Here is a 19,844-nt window from a genome sequence, read left to right as displayed (position 1 = left end):
TGTGTCGTGCATGGCACGGCGCGGCGGCGCGATGATGGCGCGTCACACCCGCGCGACGTCGAATTGCGCCTTGCTGCCCTTGCCGTACACCTTGAGCGCGCCCTTCTCGCCCACCGCGTTCGGCCGGTTGAAGATCCAGTTCTGCCACGCGGACAGCCGCCCGAAAATGCGCGTCTCCATCGTCTCCGGACCGTTGAAGCGCAGATTCGCTTCGAGGCCCGTCAGCGCATCGGGCGACATCGCCGCGCGCTCTTCAAGTGCGAGACGGATCTCGTCGGCCCAGTCGATGTCGTCGGGCGCCGCGGTCACAAGACCCAGACGCTCCGCATCGAGCGGCTTCACGGGCTTGCCGATCTGCTCGCGCGCGTCCGCGAGTTGCGTCGCGTCATCATAGAAGCGGCGCGCGAGCCGCGACTGATGCGTGACCATCGGATAGAGCCCGAAGTTGACTTCGGACAGCGTGATCGCCGGCTCTTCGTCCTCGTTGCCGGGCAACGCGGCCATATACGTGCGGTCCGCGGCGAACGCGAATTCCGCGAACGTGCCCGCGAAACACGAGCCCCGCTCGATCAGCGTGAACAGCGAACGCGACGACACGTCGATGCGCGCAAGCGTCCGGCGCAGCAGACCGATCGTTTCGCGCACCAACCAGTGCTCGCGGAACTTCATCAGCGTCGCGTCCGTGGCGAGCACGTCGCGCGCATCGCCTTCGGTGCGGAAAATCCACGTGCCGATGTCGAGTTCGTTGGTCCGCATCGACAGGATCGCGTCGTCCAGTTCGCGTGCGAACCGCAGCGGCCACCAGGCGGCGCCGGCCGCGACGATCGCATCGAGGTTGTCCGGCTGCGGACCCTTCGGCGCCTTCGCGGTGAAGGTTGCGATGCGCTTCGCGCGGTCGATCGAAACATCGACCGTCGCATAGCCGATGCCGTCCTCGCGCTCATTACGTTCGATGCGGGTCAGCGCGACGCCCTTTGCATCCGCCGGCCGGTCGCTCTGTGCCGCTAGCTCGAGCGCGCGCGCCTGAATGGCCTGATTGAACTGGTTCGGCTTCACGACCTCGTCGACAAGACGCCATGCTTTCGCGCGTTCGCCGCGAATGCCTTCCACCACCGTACAGAAGATATCGGCGCGATCGTGGCGCACCTTGCGCTTGTCGGTCAGACGCGTGAGACCGCCGGTACCCGGCAGCACGCCGAGCAGCGGCACTTCCGGCAACGCAACCGAAGACGAGCGATCGTCGACGAGCCAGATTTCGTCGCACGCCATCGCCAGTTCATAGCCGCCGCCCGCACAGGCGCCGTTCACGGCCGCGATGAATTTCAGGCCGGAGTGCCGCGACGAATCTTCGAAGCTGTTGCGGGTCTCGTTCGTGAACTTGCAGAAGTTGACCTTCCACGCGTGCGTCGACAGGCCGAGCATGAAGATGTTCGCGCCCGAGCAGAACACGCGGTCCTTCAGGCTCGTCACGACGACCGACTTCACCTCCGGATGCTCGAAGCGGATGCGCTGCAGCGCATCGTGCAGTTCGATGTCGACGCCGAGGTCGTAGGAATTCAGCTTCAGCTTGTAGCCATCGCGGATGCCGCCCTCTTCGGCGATGTCGATGCCGAGCGTGGCGACAGCGCCGTCGAAGCTGAGCTTCCAGTGGCGGTACTGGGACGGCTCGGTGCGATAGTCGACCGGCCGGATGGCGGTTTCCACTGCGGACATGGGCGTCTCCTGAGTGTCGGCGGGAGTCCGGCGCTTCGGCGCCTGCTCCCGCCCCATGCAGATGATGGCTTCGTGCACTTCGTTACGAAGAACAATAGTGCATCTTCATACCCATGTAAAGCACTTCAATGCATTTTAATGCATACGACTAATCGAGCCGGCCGGAGAACCTAGCCGATCAGCGCGCCATCGGTGCTGGTTTCGGCTGCCAGACGCGCGGCCAGCCGGTCACGCAACTGCAGGTACGCATCGGCCAGGGTTTTTTCGCTGGTGTCGAAAATCATGTCCGCGCGGCCGTACAGCTCGCTGCGGCCGGCGAGGATGCGCTTCAGGTCGTCCATCGCCTCGCGGTTGCCGGACATCGGCCGCAGGTCGCCCTGCGCGACGACCCGGCGCATGTGCTCTTCCGGCGTCGCCTGGAGCCACACGGTGAAGCAGTGCGCAAGCAGCGCGTTGAAGGTGGCCGCCTCGGACACGATGCCGCCCGGCGACGCGATCACCGCGCGCGGGTGCTCGGCGATGACCGCCTCCAGCGCGCGATGCTCGTAGCGGCGGTACGCGCTCGCGCCATACAGCGAATGGATTTCCGACGGCGGGCAACCCGCCAGCTGCTCGATCACCCGCGTCAGCTCGACGAACGGCGCCTTCAGTTCCTGCGCAAGCATCCGGCCGAGCGTCGATTTGCCCGCGCCGCGCAGCCCGATCAGCGCGATGCGGTCCTTGCGGTGCGGGTCGCGCGGCGCCTGCGAGAACATCTCGGCGAGCGCGACGCGGGCGCGCTGCAGCGCGGCCTGGTCGCGGCCCTGCAGCAGTTCGCGGATCAACAGCCATTCCGCCGACGAAGTCGTTACGTCGCCGATCACTTCCGCGAGCGGACAGTTGAGCGTGGCGGCGATCTGCCGGAGCACCAGCACCGAAGCATTGCCGACGCCGGATTCGAGATTGGCCAGATGCCGTTCCGACAGACCGGTCTCGGTTGCCAGCGCCTTGCGCGTCATGCCGCGGCGGGCGCGCAGCATCTTCACGCGCTCGCCCATCGCCGTGAGAAAGGGATCGCGCTCTTCCCGGCTGGCGCCTGAGCTTGCGTCCTCGTCGATGGATGCCGATTCTGCAGAGTAATTTTGCTTCATGTTTTGAGACCTCCAACCCAATCAATATGTACTATAGTGCTTGACACGGCGCCCGGCGGCAGTTAATTTTCGCCAAAAGCGACCCGCCCGACAATCGCCATTCATCGCCGCGACGCTTGCACCGTGGCTTTCGGAGACAGTGGCGCGCCCCACATGCACTAATTTGCCTGTCCAGTGCGCGGCGCGCTGCATAAGGAGACGCACATGTCCCCACAGGACTTTCAGCGCCTGATCGCGGACGTCACCGGCGAAATCGCCCGACGCCCGCTCGATCCTGACCTGGGCGACTGGCTCAACACCACCTGGCCGAACGGCAGCCCCACCTTCGACGCGCTGTCGCAGGCGTGCCGCACCGGCGTCGCCGAAGGGTGGCTGTGCAACCGCGAAGGCGGCGGCATCCGCTATGGCCGGATCTTCAAGGCCACGCCCGATACGCACGGCTTTTCCGTCGACGTCGTCGACATGCAGGACATTGCCGGTCCGCATCACGTGCACCCGCACGGCGAAATCGATCTGATCGTGCCGCTCACCGACGGCGCGACCTTCGACGGCCATCCGGCGGGCTGGTGCGTCTATGGCCCCGGCAGTGCACATCGCCCGACCGTCGCGAATGGACGGGCGCTCGTGCTCTATCTGTTGCCGCAAGGTGCAATCGAATTCACTCGCGACGCCGTTGCCTGATCGGCAGGCAAGCGAAGCCAATCCCGCGGTGCGGTCAACGCAGCCAATCGGAGGAGCCATGCAAGCCCAGCTGGAACCGGACGCGGGTTCGCCCGATGTCGTGCCCGCAGTCGCGCAAACTTCAGTGCAGCCATCCACCCAGCTGGCGATCAAGCCGCCGCCCGCGCGCTTCAATTTCGCCGCGCATCTGTTCGCGCTGAACGCAGCGCGCGCCGGCAAGATCGCCTACATCGACGATGACGGCCCGCTCACCTACCAGGAACTCGAAGACCAGTCACGCCGTTTCGCGAGCGCGCTGCGCGCGCAGGGCGTGCACGCCGAAGAACGCGTGCTGCTGGTGATGCAGGACACCACCGAGTTGCCGGTCGCGTTTCTCGGCGCGCTGTACGCGGGCGCAGTGCCCGTCGTCGCGAACACGCTGCTGACCGCGGCCGACTACGTCTACATGCTGACGCACAGTCACGCGCGCGCCGTGATCGCGTCCGCGGCCTTGCTGCCGGTCGTCACGCAGGCGATCGACGAAGCGCTGAAGGAAACCGAACAGGACGCCTGCACGCTGATCGTCGCGCGCCCGCCGGCGGATGCAGCCGATACCGCCAACGCGGCCGCGAGCGATGCATGCAGCTTCGGCGCACTGGTCGATGCCGCCGTGCCCGCCGCGAAGCCCGTGCCGACCAGTTGCGACGACATCGCGTTCTGGCTGTACTCGTCAGGCTCGACCGGCAAGCCGAAGGGCACGGTCCATACGCACGCAAATCTCTACTGGACCGCGGAGCTGTATGCGAAGCCCGTGCTCGGCATCCGCGAGACCGATATCGTGTTTTCGGCGGCGAAGCTGTTCTTCGCGTACGGCCTCGGCAACGGCCTGACGTTTCCGTTGTCGGTTGGCGCGACCGCGATCCTGATGGCCGGGCGCCCCACCGCGGATGCGATCTTCGCGCGGCTCACGCAGCACCGGCCGACCGTGTTCTACGGCGTGCCGACGCTATACGCGAGCATGCTCGCGTCGCCTTCGCTGCCGGCGCGCGCGGACGTCGCGCTGCGCATCTGCACGTCCGCGGGCGAAGCGCTGCCGCGCGAAATCGGCGAGCGTTTCACCGCGCACTTCGGCTGCGAGATTCTGGATGGCATCGGTTCGACCGAGATGCTGCACATCTTCCTGTCGAACCGCGCGGGCGACGTTCAATACGGCACGACAGGACGCCCGGTGCCGGGCTACGAAGTCGAACTGCGCGACGAACGCGGCAACCCCGTGCCCGACGGCGAAGTCGGCGATCTCTACATCAAGGGCCCCAGCGCCGCGGTGATGTACTGGAACAACCGCGAGAAATCGCGCGCGACCTTCCTCGGCGAATGGATCCGAAGCGGCGACAAGTATCAGCGCCTCGCGAACGGTTGCTACGTGTACGCGGGCCGCAGCGACGACATGCTGAAAGTCAGCGGACAATACGTGTCGCCGGTCGAGGTGGAGATGGTGATCGTGCAGCACGAACGCGTGCTGGAAGCGGCGGTCGTCGGGGTCGATCACGGCGGTCTCGTGAAAACGCGGGCGTTCGTGGTGCTGAAGCATCCGGGAGAAGCGTCCGCTACGCTCGAGGCCGAGCTCAAGGCGTTCGTCAAGGAACGGCTCGCGCCGCACAAGTATCCGCGCGATATCGTGTTCGTCGACGATCTACCGAAAACCGCGACCGGCAAGATTCAACGCTTCAAGCTGCGCGAACTTCCATAGTATTTCTAACGATCAACGCATCACGATATGTCCGCTACGCCCGCCACGATTGCCGCACCCGCCTGCTTCGCCGACCTGCCTGCCGCCGCTGACGGCTCGCGCGGCGCGCTGCGGCTCGAATATCGCTGGCTGAATTCAAAACACGAAGATGCGCCGCTCGCGGTGTTCCTGCACGAAGGGCTCGGTTCGATCGACATGTGGCGCGACTGGCCGCAGACGCTGTGCGACGCGCTCGGCATGCGCGGACTCGTCTACTCGCGGCCGGGCTATGGCCGCTCCACGCCGCGTCCGCATCACGAACGCTGGCCGCTCGACTTCATGTCGCGGCAAGCCGAAGACGTGTTGCCCGCGCTGCTCGACGCGCTCGGCGTCGATGCGCAGACGCGTCGCCGCATGTGGGTGATCGGCCATAGCGACGGCGGCTCGATCGCGCTGCTGTACGCGGCCGCGTACCCCGACGCGCTGGCGGGCGTAGTGGCGATCGCGCCGCACGTGTTCGTCGAAGACATCTCGGTGGCCAGCATCGCCGAAGCGAAAACCGCTTACGGGCAGGGCGATCTGCGCGAACGTCTTGCCCGCTATCACACCGACGTCGATTCCGCGTTCTACGGCTGGAACGATGTCTGGCTCGATCCGGCGTTTCGCGGCTGGAGCATCGTCGAGCGGCTCGCGCGCATTCGCGTGCCGCTCCTCGCGATTCAGGGACACGACGATCACTACGGCACGATGGCGCAGATCGATACCATCGCGCGCGAAGTCGGTCACGCGAAGCTCGAGAAGCTGGATGACTGCGGACATTCGCCGCATCGCGACGCGCCCGGCGCGCTGAACGATACGATCGTGCGCTTCATCGCCGCATTGCCTGCATAAGTGAGTCCATCGCGCGGTCGCTGTAACTGAACGGTCACGCCGAGCGAACTACCTGGAGAGCCCGCGGCCCTCGCCGCGGCATGCTTTGCGCTCGGCGCTTTGCACGCCCGCTTTGCACGCCCGCGTTGCAAGCCCGCGTTGCAAGCCCGCTTGGTACGCCCTCCACGCACCGGACCGCCCATGCACACCGACGACCTCGTGTCGAAACTCGCCGCGCGCGCCACGCCGCTCGACCCTCGCTATGCCGCGAAACGCTTCGGCCGCGCGCTGCTCGCCGGGCTGTCCGCGAGCAGCGGCCTGCTGGTCGCGCTGTACGGTGTGCGTAGCGACATGCCGCAACTGATCGCGACGCCGCAGTTCTGGCTGAAGCTCGCGTTTCCGCTGGCCGTCGTCGCGGCGTCCGTGCAACTGGCGACGCGTCTCGCGCGTCCCGGCGCGCGCACCACCCTCGCATGGGCCACCGCGGCGGCACCGCTCGTCGTGATGTGGATCGTCGCGGCGCTGATCGTCTGGGCGACGCCCGCGTCGCTGCGGCTGGGTCTGATGCTGGGACCCGCGTCGCGGGTCGGAACCCTGAATATCGTGCTGCTCTCCGTGCCGGGTTTCATCGCATCGTTCTGGGCGATGCGCGGCCTCGCACCGACCCGCCTCGCGCTGGCGGGCGCCGGCGCGGGGCTGCTGGCCGGCGCGCAGGCCGTGCTGGTCTACACGCTCTACGTGCTCGACATCGCGACGCCGTTCTGGAGCGTCTGGTACGTGACGGGGATGGCGATTCCGGTCCTCGCGGGTGCGCTGCTGGGGCCGGTGCTGCTGCGCTGGTAAAGCGCGGGCGCGATAATTTTGCGTTTGTGGAAATTATTGACTGATCGAGCCTGGCGAACGTTAAATTTCCATATACGGAAACTATATGGACATTTGCTTGGCGTCCCCCTATAGTTTCCTTATAGAGAAACTTTGCAGGCAAACCCCCGCTCGTTAGCGATTGTTTCCATATAGCGCAACTATGGCCCGTACCCTATCCAAGCCGGACGCCGCCGTCACCCCGTGGGCACACAACCTCGAGGCGCTCGGCGAGATCGTGCGCAACCAGCGGCTCGAGCACGGCATGCGCATCGACGACGCTGCGGCTTTGCTCGGCGTGTCGTCGAACGTCCTGTCGCGGCTGGAGAATGGCCGGCCGGTCGGCTCCGACCGGCTGTTCAGGGTGTTGATTGGCCTCGGTCTGGACATGCTGCTGGTCGAAAGAGGCGATACGGCCGCGGCCATGCGTGCGGTCGACAAACACGTTAATCGCGATGCGTCGCCGCATGCGGACGGGGAATCGTGATGGCGCATCTGCTTCACGTAGCAACCCAGGCCGGCACGGTCGGTCAGCTCGCGTTCGAAAGCCGTGACGATCAATACAGCTTCCGGTATGACGACGCGTGGCGCGCGAAAGATGGCGCCTTTGCGCTTTCGCCGCACATCCCGCTCGCCGGTAGCGAACCCGGGCGCGGCGTCGTGCACCGGTTTCTCGCCAACCTGCTGCCCGAGGGCCGCGCGCTCGACGTCGCCTCGATCGTGTACCAGATGTCGAAGGACAACACCTTCGGCCTCGTGCGCATGCTGGGTAAAGAACCGGTCGGAGCACTCAGTTTTCGGGCAGCGAACGACGATGCTGCCACCGCGTCGAACAACGCCGGGATCGACGATGAGCCGGAGCGCCGCGTCATTACGAACGAGGAACTCAGCGAGCGCATCCGTGAGCGCGACACGATTCCGTTTCCGGTCTGGGACCGGAAGGTCCGCATGTCCGTGGCCGGTTACCAGGACAAGCTGCAGGTGCTCGTCGAGGGCGATCGGATTTCGCTCGCCGATGGCGCCGCCCTCAGCTCCACGCACATCCTGAAGCCGGAGTCCCGCAACGCGAACACGCCGCACATGGTTGCGAACGAGCACTACTGCATGACGCTCGCTGCACGCATCGGTCTGCCGGTGGCCGCCGTCACGATCCGACGCATCCCCGAGCCGATTCTGCTGATCGAGCGCTTCGACCGCGAGGCGAGCATCGACAAAGCGGATGGCGTGACCGTGCGCGCAGTGCGGCGTCTGCATATCATCGATGGCTGCCAGGCGCTCGATCTGCCCGTGTCGTTCAAGTACGAGCGCAACTTCGGGCATACGCGCGACGTGCGTCATATTCGCGAGGGCGTGAGCTTCGAAAAGCTCTTCTCGCTCGACCCGCATCTCGCGCTTCCCGCGGCGGCGCGGCAATGGATGCTGCGCTGGGCGCTCTTTCAGCTCTTCATCGGCAACAGCGATGCGCACGGCAAGAATCTGTCGTTCTTCGTGAGGAACTCGGGCCTCGCGCCCGCGCCGTTCTACGACCTCGTGTCGGTCAACGCATACGGAGAGAACGTCGAGCAGGAGATGGCGCTCGGGTATGGCGACGCGTTCCGGCTCGAGGAAGTGACGCCGCTGGAGCTTGCCGACTTCGCGAACCGTGCGCGCGTGCCCGGCGCGGTGATCGCTCGCGAACTAGCGCGCATGGCCCGGGCGGTACAGGGCACCGCGTCCGAACTGGCGGAATCGGACATCTACGAAGGCGACGAGCGCGACCTCGTACAGCACATCGCCGCGTTCATCGGCACGCAAGCCGCCCGCCTTGCGCAGATCGCGCCCGGGATCACGAAGGTCGACCGGGCGCTGATCTAGCCGGCACATAACCCGCAAACCTCAGAACAGATTCCGCAACCCAACCGCGACGCCCGTCTGGTTGTTGCGGCCCGGGTAGTCCGCGGTGAACGCGCCGTTGCCGCGCGTGTAGTCGATCGTGCCGTACACCTCGGTGCGCTTCGACAGCGCGTACTCGGCCAGCACCGTCGCCGAGTAGTTGATGCCGACGCCAAGGTCGCCGTCGAGCAGCGCGGCATTGCGCGCGTGATCGTAGTAGCCCGCGAGCGTGAGCGTCAGCGGCGACGTCACCTGCCAGGACGAGCCCAGATAGAGGCTGTCGTCGATGCGGTTCGGACTCACGCGCGGCAGCGTCGGCGCGCCGGACTGCTGCATGTCGACGTCGGCAAGACCCGTGTTGTCCTGCGAATGCAGCCAGCCGCCCAGCACCTTGACCGACTGCGTGAACGCATACACCGCGCTCAGGTTCAGGATGTTGAACTTCTTGCCCGATACATCGTTCTGCTGAAAACCCACATCCGCCGACAACGGCCCGAGCGTGTACGACGCGGTCACGCCATACATGCTGTTTGCGCCGACGCTGCCCGCCACGCCGCCGAAGCCGTACATGCCCTCCACCTGCAGCCCGCCGAAGTGGTTGCTGTACTTCACCGAGCTGTTGGTGAACAGGAACGGCCCGACCGGGTTGTACACGTAGCTGTCCTGCCAGAAGTCGCCGACCGTCATCGGATCGTAAGTGTTGCCCATCTGCTCGAAGAACGGCGTCTGCTGGCGGCCGAACGCCAGCGTGCCGTACTGGTCGCTGGACAGTCCGACGTAAGCCTGGCGCTGGAACAGCTGGTTGTTGCTGTTGTCGAGCTTTCCCGACCACAGCTGGAACTGGTTCTCGAGCCGGAACACCGCTGAAAGCCCCCCGCCCAGATCCTCGCTGCCCTTCAGGCCGAACCGGCTCGGCGTCTCCACACCTTCGCCCATCGAGACGAGTCCGTCGTTGTGCGAATTGGCGTTGGTGAGGTAGCGGACCGTGGTGTCGACGAGGCCGTACAGCGTGACCGAACTCTGCGCGAATGCGCTGGTGCCGGACAGCATGAGCGCGCCCGCGGCCGCGCCCATCAGAACATGGGACCCTTTCATTTTTTCTCCATTTGTTGGTGTAATGTCGAAGAAGCTGTTCTGTGCCGCGCGACTCTCAGAAGCGAATGGCGCGGTGAAAGTCACGCCGCCACGATTCGCTATCGCGCGAGTGCGATGCCTCGACCCCGGCTATCCCAGGCCCCCGACTGGCATGCACACCGAAAGAAGGCTACTCCGTTTGGAGAAAGTCAGACATGCAGCCGCGCAAGCATTTGCGCAAACGCCACATCGGTTTTTTTACTGCTTGCGCGGCGTGGGGCTAGTGCACCGGCGAACGCGGATTGCCGTCGACGAGCAGCGTCTTCGTGTCGCCCGTGACGATGTACTGGACACGCTGCGTGGGCGACACGGCGCCATACGACGTGCCGTTGACGAACACGGCGCCGTCCTTGAGTTCGATCGTGTCGCCCGCCACCCTCGCCTTGCCGCTCGAGCCCATCAAGGTCGCCTCGCTCCTGCCGGGTGTCGACGAGCTGCTCACCGATGTGCCCGAGGTGCCTGACGAACCCGACGTGGCCGATGCCATGCTGCACGAAGTCTCGCAGCCGCTCACGCTCATGGCGGCCACGAGCGCGACGGTCAACGGTATGGATTTCATGGGCTTTGTCTCCGCGATGAACGACGCTGGCGTCTTCATTCAGAACGGCCTTCGGCACGCCCGTTTCAACAGACCAAAGCGCCGCATTCGCGAACCCTCAGGCACCGTCGCCGAACAGCCCGTTGAGCGTGCCGCCGTTTGCCGCGCCTGCGAAGCCGTCGAAGCGTCCTTCGGCCAGCCCCTGCGCGGCGCTGATGAAGCCGCCCCACGCCGCGCGCGCGAGCCCGCCGCCCACGCTCACCCGCCGCACACCGAGCGCGGCCACGTCCTGCACCGTGAACGACGAGGTCGCGCCGATCAGCAGGTTCACGGGCTTCGGCGCCACCGCGCGCACCACCGCCTCGATCTGCTCGCGCGTTTTGATGCCGGGTGCATACAGGCAGTCCGCGCCGGCGGCCGCGTACGCGTTCAGCCGCGCGATGGTGTCGTCGAGATCCGTGCTGCCGACGACGAAGTTCTCTGCCCGGCCAACCAGCAGCGTATCGCCGCCGGTGTCGTCGATCGCGCGGCGCGCGGCGGCGAGCCGTTCTACCGCGACGTCGACGGGAAACTGCGGCGTGCCGGCGTCGCCCGTGGAGTCTTCGATCGACAGGCCCGCGACGCCGGTTTCGACCGCGAGCCGCACGCTTTCCGCGACGCCCGCCGGGTCCGCGCCGAAACCGTTCTCGAAGTCCGCGTTGACGGGCAGATCGGTTGCCTGGACGATCACGCGCAGATGCGCGAGCACGGTATCGCGGGACAGCGTGTTGTCCGCATGGCCGAGCGACCACGCGAGCCCGGAGCTCGTCGTCGCAAGCGCCTTGAAGCCGAGCTGCTGCAGATAGCGGGCGCTGCCGATGTCCCACGGATTCGGCAGCGTGAAGCAGCCGGCGGCGTGCAGCTCACGAAAGGCGGCGCGCTTCCCGGCGACGGTGCGAGGCATGAGGTGTCTCCTGAACGAAGGGAACGAGGTCCCCTGCTTGAATCGGGCGGCATGCGCGGCAAACGGCGCGAAGCCGGATGACGGGCGCGGTGCATTGCGGCTGGAGAACGCTCGATGTCGCAACGCGGCGGCCGGCCCGCTACGATGATCGCCGAAACCGCGCGTTCATGCTCGTTGCGCCCGCGCAGTTGCGGAGCGTTGGCAGCACGTGCGTCTACGTGTCGCTTTCCGCCGAAACGTCGTCGATCAGCCAGCGGCCCGCGGCATAGCCGCCCTTCAGCGCATCGACGTCGTTGCGAAACAGCTGGCCGTCCGCATCCGACAGCCGCAGCGGCGCGAACTGCGAGACGGGCGCGCCGGCGCGCAGCACGCGTACCACCGTCACGAAGCCCGGCTGCCGGCTACCCACGCCCAAACGCGCCGACGCGCTGGACGCCTCGACGCTCACTTCGATTTGATAGCCGTGGTATTCGTAGTTGCGCTTCATGATCGCTCGATGGTGTCGGCCGCGATGGCGAGGCGTTGCGCCTGCCACTGGTTGCAGTCTCGTACAGATCGTCGCATCGTGCACGGCGCGGCGCATGGACGCCGCTGCAATCCATCACGATCAGCGCGGCTGGAATGCGATCAGCGCCATTCCCGCCAGCGTCAGCAACGCGCCGGCCAGGTCCCAGCCGGTTGGCCGCACGCCGTCGACGGCCCAGAGCCACACGATCGCCACCGCGATATACACGCCGCCGTACGCCGCATACGTGCGCCCCGCCGCCGACGGATGCAGCGTCAACAGCCACGCGAACAGCGCGAGCGAAGCGCCTGCGGGCAGCAGCAGCCACGCACTCGCGCCTTCCTTCAGCCAGCGATACGGCAGATAGCAGCCGACGATCTCCGCGATCGCGGTCAGCGCGAACAGCACGAACGTTTTCATCGAGCCAGCGCGCGGCGGACCATCACGCCACCACGACGCGCGCATCGCCCGCTTCGAGCCGGCCGATCACCGCCGCCTGGCCGAAGCCGCCATCGTGCAGACATTGCACCACCTCGTCGACCGCTTCCGGCGCGCACGACACGAGCAGCCCGCCCGACGTCTGCGGGTCGGTCAAGAGCGCCTGCGCGATCGCGGGCAGACCGCCTTCGAGCGTCACGTCCGCGCCATACGCGCTCCAGTTGCGTCCCGACGCGCCCGTCACGCAGCCCGCCTTGGCAAGCGCCGGCGCGGCGTCGATGAACGGCAGCGCGCGGTAGTCGACGCGCGCCGTGAGCCGCGCGCCGCGACACATCTCGAGCAGATGCCCGAGCAGGCCGAAGCCCGTGACGTCGGTCATCGCGTGCACACCGTCGAGTCCGGCGAGCGCCGTGCCCGGACGGTTCAGGCGCGTGGTCGTGTCGAGCATCGCCGCGTAGCCTTGCGCGTCCAGCCGCCCCTTCTTCAGCGCCGCCGACAGCACGCCGACGCCGAGCGGCTTGCTCAGCACCAGCACGTCGCCGGCACGCGCCGCGGCATTGCGCGCCACCCGTTGCGGATGCACGACGCCGATCGCCGCGAGCCCGTAGATCGGCTCGACGGAATCGATCGAATGGCCGCCCGCGACCGGAATGCCCGCGTCGGCGCACACCGACTCGCCGCCGGCGAGGATGCGCGCGATCGTCTCGTGCGGCAGCACGTTGATCGGCATGCCGACGATCGCGAGCGCGAACAGCGGCTTGCCGCCCATCGCGTAGATGTCCGACAGCGCGTTGGTCGCGGCGATACGGCCGAAGTCGTACGGATCGTCGACGATCGGCATGAAGAAGTCGGTCGTCGCGACGATCGCCTGCTCGTCGTTGAGCTGGTAGACGGCGGCGTCGTCGGCGGTTTCGGAGCCGACCAGCAGGTTCGGGAACAGCGGCATCGGCGCGGCGCGCTTCAGCAGCTCGGCGAGCACGCCCGGCGCGATCTTGCAGCCGCAGCCGCCGCCGTGCGACAGCTCGGTCAGGCGCGGCACCGCGCCCGCGGTCGGAAGAGAGGGGTTCATGGCGAGTCCGGAGCGGTCAGAAATGGAGCGCGACGGCCGCGAGCCCGGCGATCACGCCGACCGCGACCACCATCGCGACGAGCAGCGCCTGGGTACGGGCGCCGAGCGCGCGCGCCGTCATGGCGAGCGACGGCAGGCTGATCGGCGGCAGCGTCAGCAGCAGCGCGGCCGCCGGACCCGCAGCGACGCCGAACGACAGCATGGTCTGCACGATCGGCACCTCGCCGGCCGTCGGGATCACGAACAGCGTGCCCGCCACCGCGAACGCGACGATCCAGCCGAGCGTATCGGCCACTTCCGGGCCGACGTGCGGGAACAGCCACGCGCGCGCCGCGCCGAGCAGCAGCACCAGCACGATGTACTCCGGCACGAGCCGCAGCGCCATCCGCGCGACGAGCGCGAGCCAGCGGCCGAACACGTTGCCCTCGGCGGCATCGCTCGCGGCGAGCGCGTCGAGCTTCGCCTCAGCAACCGCACGCTCCGCCGGCGCGGCACGGCGATTGACGAGCCAGCCGCCGCCGAACACGAGCAGCACGCCGAGCGTGAGACGCAGCGCCGTCCAGTGCCAGCCGAGCACGAAGCCCATGAAGATCAGCGTGGCCGGGTTCAGCACCGAATTGCCGAGCCAGAACGCGACCGCCGCGCCAGGTGCGGCCTTGCTTTGCCGCAGACCGACCACGACCGGCGCCGCGCAGCACGTGCACATCATGCCCGGCAGCGCGAGCAGACCGCCCGCGGCGACGCTGCGAAAGCCGGCGCCGCCCAGCACGCGCGCGATCCACTGCGGCGGCAGCAAGGTCTGCACGGCCGAGCCGAGCAGGAGACCTAGCACCAGCGCCTGCCAGATCGCCTTCCCGTAGGCGAGCGCGTAGTCGAGCGCGGCCTGCCACGACGGCGCAACTGGCAACGCGGCCGTGCCGGAGAGGATCGAGTGGCCGATCGAATGGGTGTCGGCGGCGACGAACGCGCGGTGGTAGTACGGCGACCACTTCACGTAGTAGAGCCCCGCCACGGCGATCAGCGCGAAGAGCGCGACGCCGGCCGCCGAAACCGGGCGTCGTGAGGGTTGAGCGAAAGATTCCATGTGGGTTCTGAAGGTTTGCGCGTGGTGAGCGGAGGGTGAGCGAAGAGCGGATTGCCGGGCTGGCGACGGCGGCCAGCGCGGCTACGAATGATGCGGTTCGGTCGAAGTGGAACTGGAAGCGGCAGCCGCGGACGGCGCGGTCCGCCGTTCGCTCGCGGACAGCGGCAGCGCGGCTACCTGCGCGAGCAGTGCGCGCGCCTGCGAGAGACGGTCGGCCGAACCGGGGTCGAAGTCGAACGTCATCGCGTCGTCGAGCGCGCTGAACGAACGCCGGCTGCTGCGCGCATAGGCCGGGTCGTAATGCAGCTCGACCAGTTCGCGGAACAGCCCGGCGCGCTCGCCGGCATCGATCAGCGCATGCCAGCGTTCGACCGTCTGCCGGCTGTGCAGCCCGACGAGCCGCGACAGCTGGCCCTTAAACGCGTCCGGCGTATCGAACAGATGGCCGTAGTCGTCCAGCAGGAACGCGACGCGGGCCGCGAGCGGCGCCCTCACCTGCACACAATGGCCGGCGTGGAACGCGTCGAGCAATGTCTCGGGCACCGTGATCCGGCCGATGCGCCGGCTCTCGGCTTCGACAAACACCGGCTGGTCCGCGCGGAAGTCCGCCAGCACCGCCGCGAGTTCCGTATCGAACGCCTTCTGGCTCGGCTGGCTGCAATCGGGCAGCGCGCCCAGCAGCGAGCCGCGATGCCGCGCGAGACCTTCGAGGTCGAGCACCTGCGCGCCCGCCTCGCCGAGCGCGCGCAGGAGCCGCGTCTTGCCGGTGCCGGTATGGCCGGTCAGCACGACATACGACAGTCGCGCGGGCAGCGCGGCGAGCCGCTGCAGCACGTGATGCCGGTAGGCCTTGTAGCCGCCGTCCAGCTGGCGCGCCTGCCAGCCGATCAGGTTGAACCAGGTCGTCATCGAGCCGGAGCGCTTGCCGCCGCGCCAGCAGTAGATGAGTGGACGCCAGTTGCGCGGCCGGTCGGCGAACAGCGTGTCGAGATGCTGCGCGATATTGCGCGCGACCATCGCGGCGCCGACGCGCGTCGCGTCGAACGGCGAGCTCTTGTACAGCGTGCCGACGATCACCCGTTCCTCGTTGCTGAGCACGGGCGCGTTGAGCGCGCCGGGGACGTGGTCTTCGGCGAATTCGAGCGGGGTCCGGACGTCGATGACTTCGTCGAACGAGGCCAGGTCGTCGATGGAAACGATGAGGTTTTTCACGGAATTCACCGGGCGGCGCGAGCGCCGCGGCCGGCAGGCGGAGCATGGGAAGGCGGCATTATCCCACGGCCGATGGTTCGCTTCCCGCCCGCGCGGCAGGTTCGACGGCCATACCCCGATATCACCTGCCCCCTGATCGCGCCGACCATCATGCGCCTGGATCCCGTCATCGCGCGGGGTTCACGTGCCAGCCACTTCATGGAGAGAGAACATGAGCGTACAGGGTACCGATCAAAGGCCGATCGCTGGCCACGGCGACTATTGCCCCTGGCTCGCGGCGCACAATGCCGCCTGGATCCTCGAGGATGGCTTCTATGCATACGCGCCAACCCGCAACACGCTCGAAATGCGTTCGTTTGGCGGCAAGCCCGTATGGCAATCGGAGATCGATCCGAAGACACGGAAAGCGTCGTATCGCTACGTCGACACGAACCCGCCCAGCTTCTGGATTTCGCAGCGCGTGTGGACGGTGATCAAGGCACGGGAAAGCGCGTTCCAGAAACTGCTCGCGACCTTGCTTCGCCCCATGTGACGCGACGCCCGACGACGATCGCCCGTGGCAGGCCCTGGTGAAAATTTTCCGCAGCGCTGTAATATCGCGTCAGGTTCCCCGACCAACACCGCATCGATCACCCCGGCGGCCGTCCCCGCCACCCGATCCGCGATGAATCCATCTACCGAAAGCACCTTGGCGCGTCCCGTCGAAGAGCGGCTGAGAGCCCTGCTGCTCCGCTCGCTTGACGGCGACTCCGCGGCCTATCGTGCGTTTCTCGACGATCTGAGCCGGCATCTGCGCGGGTTCCTGCGCAAGCGGCTCTATCATCTGCAGGACGACGTGGAGGACATCGTGCAGGAGATCCTGCTCGCGGTGCACAACGGCCGCCACACCTACCGCGCCGACGAACCGCTCACCGCCTGGGTGCACGCGATCGCGCGCTACAAGATGACCGACTATCTGCGCTCCCGCGCGCGCCGCGAGGCGCTGCATGATCCGCTCGACGACGACATGGACCTGTTCGCGGTCAGCGACGCCGAGCCCGCCGAAGCGCGCCGCGACCTGAGCACGCTGCTCGAACAGTTGCCCGACAAGCAGCGCCTGCCGATCATGCACGTGAAGCTCGAAGGACTCTCGGTCGCGGAAACCGCGAAGCTGACCGGTTTGTCGGAATCGGCGATCAAGGTCGGCGTGCATCGCGGACTGAAAGCCCTGGCCATGAAGATTCGAGGCGCCGCATGAAGACGCAAGAACTGGTTTCGCTGTTGTCGGCGGGCGTCGCGCCCGTCGATCCCCATGTCGTCGCGCGCCGCTTCACGTGGGCGCTGGTGATTGGCGGCGCCGGCTCGATCGCGCTGATGGCGCTCTGCTATGGCCTGCGTCCCGACCTGGGCGAGATGCTCCACACGCCGCTCTTCTGGGCCAAGTGCGCGCTGCCCTTCTGTCTCGCGCTCGCCGCGCTCGTCGTCACGACGCGGCTGTCCCGCCCGGGCGTGGCGGTGCGCGAAGGCTGGGCCGCACTCGCGGCGCCCATCGCTGCAGTGTGGATCGGCGCGCTCGCGGCGTGGTACCTGACGCCGCCCGACGCGCGCGTCGCAAGCCTGATGGGCTATACGTGGCGCACCTGTCCGCTGAACATCGCGTTCCTGTCGCTGCCCGGCATCGTCACCGTGTTCTGGGCGATCCGCGGGCTCGCGCCCGTGCGGCTGCGCGTGGCGGGTGCGGCGGGCGGTCTGCTCGCGGGCGCGACCGCGACCCTCGCGTACTGCCTGCACTGCCCTGAAATGGGCGTGCCGTTCTGGGCCGTCTGGTACCTGCTCGGCATGGCGCTGCCCACCGCCGTCGGCGCCTTGCTCGGGCCGAAGTTGCTGCGCTGGTAGCGCGAACGGCGGCCGGCGTCAGCAGCGCTCGCTCGCGCCGATCGCGAGCAGCGGCGGGATGCGCGTGACGAGTTCGTCGATCGCGACGCGCATCTTCAGCGGCAGATGCGGCGTGCGCAGCCACGCCAGATGCACGTCGACGCGCGGACCGGACAGTTCCGGCAGCACGCGCACAAGCGCGCCGGCACGAACCTCGTCCGCGATCAGCCAGCACGGCAGCCGCGCGATCCCGGCATCTGCTTTCGCCGCACTGACGATCGTCTCCAGATCGTCGAGGCGCAGCCGGTGCGCGATCTCGATGTCGCGCCAGCCGCCGTTCGCGCCGCCGGTGTCGGGCACCGGCCAGTTCGCGTTGCGGCGCCCGCTCGCGTAGATCACACCCTGGTGCCCCGCGAGGTCGTCGACGCCCGCCGGCACACCGTGACGCGCGAGGTAGCCCGGCGACGCGACCAGGATCATCGCCTGCTCGCCGAGCTTGCGCGCGACGAGCGCCGCCGATGCATCGCGCAGCCTGCCGCTGCGGATCACGAGGTCGACGCCTTCCTCGACCAGATCGGTCACGCGGTCGGTAAAGCTGATCTGCAATTCGAGCCGCGGATAGCGCGCGGCCAGCGCCAGCAGCACCGGCGCGACGCAGCGGCGGCCGAACAGCACCGGCACGCTGACGTGCAGCCGCCCGTACGGGTCGCGTCGCCCCGCGCTCAGCGTCGCTTCGCCGGCCTCCAGTTCCGCGAGCGCGCGCACGCAGCGTTCGTAAAACGCGTGGCCGTCCTCGGTCAGGCTCTGGCTGCGCGTCGTGCGATGGAACAGGCGCGTGCCCAGCCGGTCCTCCAGACGCACGATGCTCTTCGCCACCGCCGATCGCGTCAGATGCATCCGCTCCGCCGCCAGCGCAAAGCTCCCTGCTTCCGCCGCGTTCACGAACGCGGCAATCCCGCTCAGGCGATCGCTCATCGATTGAAGAGTTTCTGTCGACAGTAATCGGAGAATTATCCTCCACCGTATCCGAAAGCGCACCACTAGACTGGTTGCATCGTTCAAGTACACGGAGAGCTACGAATGAGTCAGTCGATGCGCAAGTGGCGTCTCGCCGCCCCGGGCGTGGAGCATCTCGTCCTCGACACGGCGGCGCGCCCGTTGCCCGGCCCAGGGGAGATCGTGGTGCGCGTGGGCGCGGTTTCGCTGAACTATCGCGACCTGATCATCGTGCGCGGCGACGACGCCGACAATCCGCCGCAGCTGCCGCTCACGCCGGCATCCGACATGGCAGGCACGGTCGCGGCGCTCGGCGCGGGCGTCACGCGCTTTCGCGAAGGCGACGACGTGATCAGCACGTTCTGGGCTGGCTGGATCGACGGCCGGTGGCACGAGGGCGCGCGTCAGCTCGGCAGCGCGCTGCCCGGCATGCTGGCGGAGTACGTCGTGCTGCATGAGGACTGGGCGGTGCGCGCGCCGCGCACGCTGAACGCGGCGCAGGCGAGCACGTTGCCATGCGCGGGGCTGACCGCCTGGTTCGCGCTCGTGGAGACCGGCGCGATTCACGCGGGCCAGACCGTGCTCGTGCAGGGCACAGGCGGCGTCGCGCTGTTCGGCGCGCAGCTCGCGCGGGCGCACGGCGCCGACGTGATCGTGATATCGGGCAGCGAAGACAAGCTGCGACGCGTGCGGGAGCTGGGTGCGACGCACGGCATCGGCCGCACGGCGAACGGCGACTGGGCTGGCGCCGCGCGCGAGCTGACAGGCGGCCGCGGCGTCGATCACATCTTCGAACTGGCGGGCGGCGACAACCTGCACGCATCGGTGCGGGCACTCGCGCAGGGTGGGCGGATTTCGCTGATCGGCGTACTCGACGGCTTCTGCATGTCGCTGCCGAGCGTGCCGTCGTTTCTCGGCAGACCGACGATCCAGGGGATCGGCGTCGGCCATCGCCGCGCGCTGGAGGACCTCGTGCGCGCGGTCGACAAGCTGAAGCTCGAACCGGTGATCGACACGACCTATGCGTTCGACGCGGTACCGGACGCGATCGCGCATCTCGCGCGCGGTGCGTTCGGCAAGATCGTGGTCGACGTGGGCGAACGCGCAATGACCGCATAACACCTGAATGCGAGGCGCATACCTAGGGAAACGCTGATTTATTCGGCTCGGCAGTCATCGCTGACGGGGCCGAGGACGTTGTAGAAAGAAGCTCACGGAACGGTCCCACAGTCATGA

21 protein-coding genes are annotated in these 19,844 nt (G+C 67.5%); 10 read left to right on the top strand and 11 right to left on the bottom strand.

The features are described from left to right. Positions 1 to 42 precede the first annotated feature (42 nt). Positions 43 to 1,713, bottom strand: a complete 1,671-nt coding sequence (gene boxC / locus DVS29_RS27405; RefSeq protein ID WP_118183672.1) for a 2,3-epoxybenzoyl-CoA dihydrolase — start codon at positions 1,711 to 1,713, stop codon at positions 43 to 45. A 170-nt stretch (positions 1,714 to 1,883) separates the two neighbouring features. After that, positions 1,884 to 2,843 carry a helix-turn-helix transcriptional regulator gene (locus DVS29_RS27400; RefSeq protein WP_118183671.1) on the bottom strand — a complete coding sequence of 320 codons (960 nt, stop codon included), beginning with the start codon at positions 2,841 to 2,843 and terminating at the stop codon, positions 1,884 to 1,886. Positions 2,844 to 3,047: 204 nt separating this feature from the next. On the opposite strand from DVS29_RS27400, the gene DVS29_RS27395 reads away from it, so the two are divergent. The 6 genes from DVS29_RS27395 to DVS29_RS27370 all read left to right on the top strand — a co-directional run bounded on the left by DVS29_RS27395 (position 3,048) and on the right by DVS29_RS27370 (position 8,817). Continuing rightward, a complete protein-coding gene (locus tag DVS29_RS27395) occupies positions 3,048 to 3,524 on the top strand; it encodes a DUF4863 family protein (protein WP_118183670.1) in 477 nt (158 codons plus the stop codon). A gap of 58 nt (positions 3,525 to 3,582) precedes the next feature. After that, on the top strand, positions 3,583 to 5,253 hold the full coding sequence (locus DVS29_RS27390) for a benzoate-CoA ligase family protein (protein ID WP_118183669.1): 1,671 nt from the start codon (positions 3,583 to 3,585) through the stop codon (positions 5,251 to 5,253). A gap of 27 nt (positions 5,254 to 5,280) precedes the next feature. After that, a complete protein-coding gene (locus tag DVS29_RS27385) occupies positions 5,281 to 6,123 on the top strand; it encodes an alpha/beta fold hydrolase (RefSeq protein ID WP_118183668.1) in 843 nt (280 codons plus the stop codon). Between the two features lie 180 nt (positions 6,124 to 6,303). Beyond that, positions 6,304 to 6,945: a DUF1109 domain-containing protein gene (locus tag DVS29_RS27380; RefSeq protein WP_118183667.1), complete on the top strand. Its 642-nt coding sequence runs from the start codon at positions 6,304 to 6,306 to the stop codon at positions 6,943 to 6,945. A 181-nt stretch (positions 6,946 to 7,126) separates the two neighbouring features. Beyond that, positions 7,127 to 7,450 (top strand): helix-turn-helix domain-containing protein, encoded by a 324-nt coding sequence (locus DVS29_RS27375; protein ID WP_118183666.1) that lies wholly within the window; start codon positions 7,127 to 7,129, stop codon positions 7,448 to 7,450. After that, positions 7,450 to 8,817, top strand: a complete 1,368-nt coding sequence (locus DVS29_RS27370) for a HipA domain-containing protein (RefSeq protein ID WP_118183665.1) — start codon at positions 7,450 to 7,452, stop codon at positions 8,815 to 8,817. The genes DVS29_RS27375 and DVS29_RS27370 overlap by 1 nt, the downstream gene beginning before the upstream one ends. 21 nt (positions 8,818 to 8,838) lie before the next feature. Here DVS29_RS27370 and DVS29_RS27365 read toward each other — a convergent pair whose 3' ends face one another. The 8 genes from DVS29_RS27365 to mnmH form a co-directional block, all read right to left on the bottom strand. Next, positions 8,839 to 9,930: a porin gene (locus DVS29_RS27365; RefSeq protein WP_118183664.1), complete on the bottom strand. Its 1,092-nt coding sequence runs from the start codon at positions 9,928 to 9,930 to the stop codon at positions 8,839 to 8,841. A 259-nt stretch (positions 9,931 to 10,189) separates the two neighbouring features. Continuing rightward, on the bottom strand, positions 10,190 to 10,528 hold the full coding sequence (locus DVS29_RS27360) for a sugar ABC transporter ATPase (protein ID WP_240655813.1): 339 nt from the start codon (positions 10,526 to 10,528) through the stop codon (positions 10,190 to 10,192). A gap of 97 nt (positions 10,529 to 10,625) precedes the next feature. Continuing rightward, positions 10,626 to 11,450 carry an isocitrate lyase/PEP mutase family protein gene (locus tag DVS29_RS27355; protein WP_118183663.1) on the bottom strand — a complete coding sequence of 275 codons (825 nt, stop codon included), beginning with the start codon at positions 11,448 to 11,450 and terminating at the stop codon, positions 10,626 to 10,628. Between the two features lie 214 nt (positions 11,451 to 11,664). Next, positions 11,665 to 11,937 carry a hypothetical protein gene (locus tag DVS29_RS27350; protein WP_118183662.1) on the bottom strand — a complete coding sequence of 91 codons (273 nt, stop codon included), beginning with the start codon at positions 11,935 to 11,937 and terminating at the stop codon, positions 11,665 to 11,667. 120 nt (positions 11,938 to 12,057) lie between these two features. Continuing rightward, positions 12,058 to 12,375: a YnfA family protein gene (locus tag DVS29_RS27345; protein ID WP_118183721.1), complete on the bottom strand. Its 318-nt coding sequence runs from the start codon at positions 12,373 to 12,375 to the stop codon at positions 12,058 to 12,060. Between the two features lie 22 nt (positions 12,376 to 12,397). After that, a complete protein-coding gene (gene selD, locus DVS29_RS27340) occupies positions 12,398 to 13,462 on the bottom strand; it encodes a selenide, water dikinase SelD (protein ID WP_118183661.1) in 1,065 nt (354 codons plus the stop codon). A 16-nt stretch (positions 13,463 to 13,478) separates the two neighbouring features. Further along, positions 13,479 to 14,546 (bottom strand): permease, encoded by a 1,068-nt coding sequence (locus tag DVS29_RS27335; RefSeq protein WP_118183660.1) that lies wholly within the window; start codon positions 14,544 to 14,546, stop codon positions 13,479 to 13,481. 81 nt (positions 14,547 to 14,627) lie between these two features. After that, complete coding sequence (gene mnmH / locus DVS29_RS27330) at positions 14,628 to 15,758, bottom strand: tRNA 2-selenouridine(34) synthase MnmH (RefSeq protein WP_118183720.1); 1,131 nt, start codon at positions 15,756 to 15,758, stop codon at positions 14,628 to 14,630. A gap of 211 nt (positions 15,759 to 15,969) precedes the next feature. Between mnmH and DVS29_RS27325 the strand changes: the two genes are divergently transcribed. The 3 genes from DVS29_RS27325 (at position 15,970) to DVS29_RS27315 (ending at position 17,633) form a co-directional block, all read left to right on the top strand. After that, the gene (locus DVS29_RS27325; protein ID WP_118183659.1) at positions 15,970 to 16,290 is read left to right on the top strand and encodes a hypothetical protein; all 321 of its coding nucleotides are present in this window, start codon (positions 15,970 to 15,972) and stop codon (positions 16,288 to 16,290) included. Between the two features lie 132 nt (positions 16,291 to 16,422). Beyond that, positions 16,423 to 16,995 (top strand): sigma-70 family RNA polymerase sigma factor, encoded by a 573-nt coding sequence (locus DVS29_RS27320; protein WP_118183658.1) that lies wholly within the window; start codon positions 16,423 to 16,425, stop codon positions 16,993 to 16,995. After that, a complete protein-coding gene (locus tag DVS29_RS27315; protein WP_118183657.1) occupies positions 16,992 to 17,633 on the top strand; it encodes a DUF1109 domain-containing protein in 642 nt (213 codons plus the stop codon). The genes DVS29_RS27320 and DVS29_RS27315 overlap by 4 nt, the downstream gene beginning before the upstream one ends. An 18-nt stretch (positions 17,634 to 17,651) precedes the next feature. Here DVS29_RS27315 and DVS29_RS27310 read toward each other — a convergent pair whose 3' ends face one another. Further along, positions 17,652 to 18,587 carry a LysR family transcriptional regulator gene (locus tag DVS29_RS27310; RefSeq protein ID WP_118183656.1) on the bottom strand — a complete coding sequence of 312 codons (936 nt, stop codon included), beginning with the start codon at positions 18,585 to 18,587 and terminating at the stop codon, positions 17,652 to 17,654. Positions 18,588 to 18,692: 105 nt separating this feature from the next. Between DVS29_RS27310 and DVS29_RS27305 the strand changes: the two genes are divergently transcribed. Next, the gene (locus DVS29_RS27305; RefSeq protein WP_118183655.1) at positions 18,693 to 19,727 is read left to right on the top strand and encodes a zinc-dependent alcohol dehydrogenase family protein; all 1,035 of its coding nucleotides are present in this window, start codon (positions 18,693 to 18,695) and stop codon (positions 19,725 to 19,727) included. Positions 19,728 to 19,844: the final 117 nt, after the last annotated feature.

The organism is Paraburkholderia phosphatilytica (genome assembly GCF_003443895.1).
Classification (GTDB): Bacteria; Pseudomonadota; Gammaproteobacteria; order Burkholderiales; family Burkholderiaceae; genus Paraburkholderia; species Paraburkholderia phosphatilytica.
This window is presented reverse-complemented; position numbering and strand designations above follow the sequence as displayed.

Coding starts and splice junctions, on each gene's coding strand:
- boxC (WP_118183672.1), bottom strand. CDS start 1,713: ATGTCCGCAGTGGAAACCGCCATCCGGCCGGTCGACTATCGCACCGAG.
- DVS29_RS27400 (WP_118183671.1), bottom strand. CDS start 2,843: ATGAAGCAAAATTACTCTGCAGAATCGGCATCCATCGACGAGGACGCA.
- DVS29_RS27395 (WP_118183670.1), top strand. CDS start 3,048: ATGTCCCCACAGGACTTTCAGCGCCTGATCGCGGACGTCACCGGCGAA.
- DVS29_RS27390 (WP_118183669.1), top strand. CDS start 3,583: ATGCAAGCCCAGCTGGAACCGGACGCGGGTTCGCCCGATGTCGTGCCC.
- DVS29_RS27385 (WP_118183668.1), top strand. CDS start 5,281: ATGTCCGCTACGCCCGCCACGATTGCCGCACCCGCCTGCTTCGCCGAC.
- DVS29_RS27380 (WP_118183667.1), top strand. CDS start 6,304: ATGCACACCGACGACCTCGTGTCGAAACTCGCCGCGCGCGCCACGCCG.
- DVS29_RS27375 (WP_118183666.1), top strand. CDS start 7,127: ATGGCCCGTACCCTATCCAAGCCGGACGCCGCCGTCACCCCGTGGGCA.
- DVS29_RS27370 (WP_118183665.1), top strand. CDS start 7,450: ATGGCGCATCTGCTTCACGTAGCAACCCAGGCCGGCACGGTCGGTCAG.
- DVS29_RS27365 (WP_118183664.1), bottom strand. CDS start 9,930: ATGAAAGGGTCCCATGTTCTGATGGGCGCGGCCGCGGGCGCGCTCATG.
- DVS29_RS27360 (WP_240655813.1), bottom strand. CDS start 10,528: ATGAAATCCATACCGTTGACCGTCGCGCTCGTGGCCGCCATGAGCGTG.
- DVS29_RS27355 (WP_118183663.1), bottom strand. CDS start 11,450: ATGCCTCGCACCGTCGCCGGGAAGCGCGCCGCCTTTCGTGAGCTGCAC.
- DVS29_RS27350 (WP_118183662.1), bottom strand. CDS start 11,937: ATGAAGCGCAACTACGAATACCACGGCTATCAAATCGAAGTGAGCGTC.
- DVS29_RS27345 (WP_118183721.1), bottom strand. CDS start 12,375: ATGAAAACGTTCGTGCTGTTCGCGCTGACCGCGATCGCGGAGATCGTC.
- selD (WP_118183661.1), bottom strand. CDS start 13,462: ATGAACCCCTCTCTTCCGACCGCGGGCGCGGTGCCGCGCCTGACCGAG.
- DVS29_RS27335 (WP_118183660.1), bottom strand. CDS start 14,546: ATGGAATCTTTCGCTCAACCCTCACGACGCCCGGTTTCGGCGGCCGGC.
- DVS29_RS27325 (WP_118183659.1), top strand. CDS start 15,970: ATGAGCGTACAGGGTACCGATCAAAGGCCGATCGCTGGCCACGGCGAC.
- DVS29_RS27320 (WP_118183658.1), top strand. CDS start 16,423: ATGAATCCATCTACCGAAAGCACCTTGGCGCGTCCCGTCGAAGAGCGG.
- DVS29_RS27315 (WP_118183657.1), top strand. CDS start 16,992: ATGAAGACGCAAGAACTGGTTTCGCTGTTGTCGGCGGGCGTCGCGCCC.
- DVS29_RS27310 (WP_118183656.1), bottom strand. CDS start 18,587: ATGAGCGATCGCCTGAGCGGGATTGCCGCGTTCGTGAACGCGGCGGAA.
- DVS29_RS27305 (WP_118183655.1), top strand. CDS start 18,693: ATGAGTCAGTCGATGCGCAAGTGGCGTCTCGCCGCCCCGGGCGTGGAG.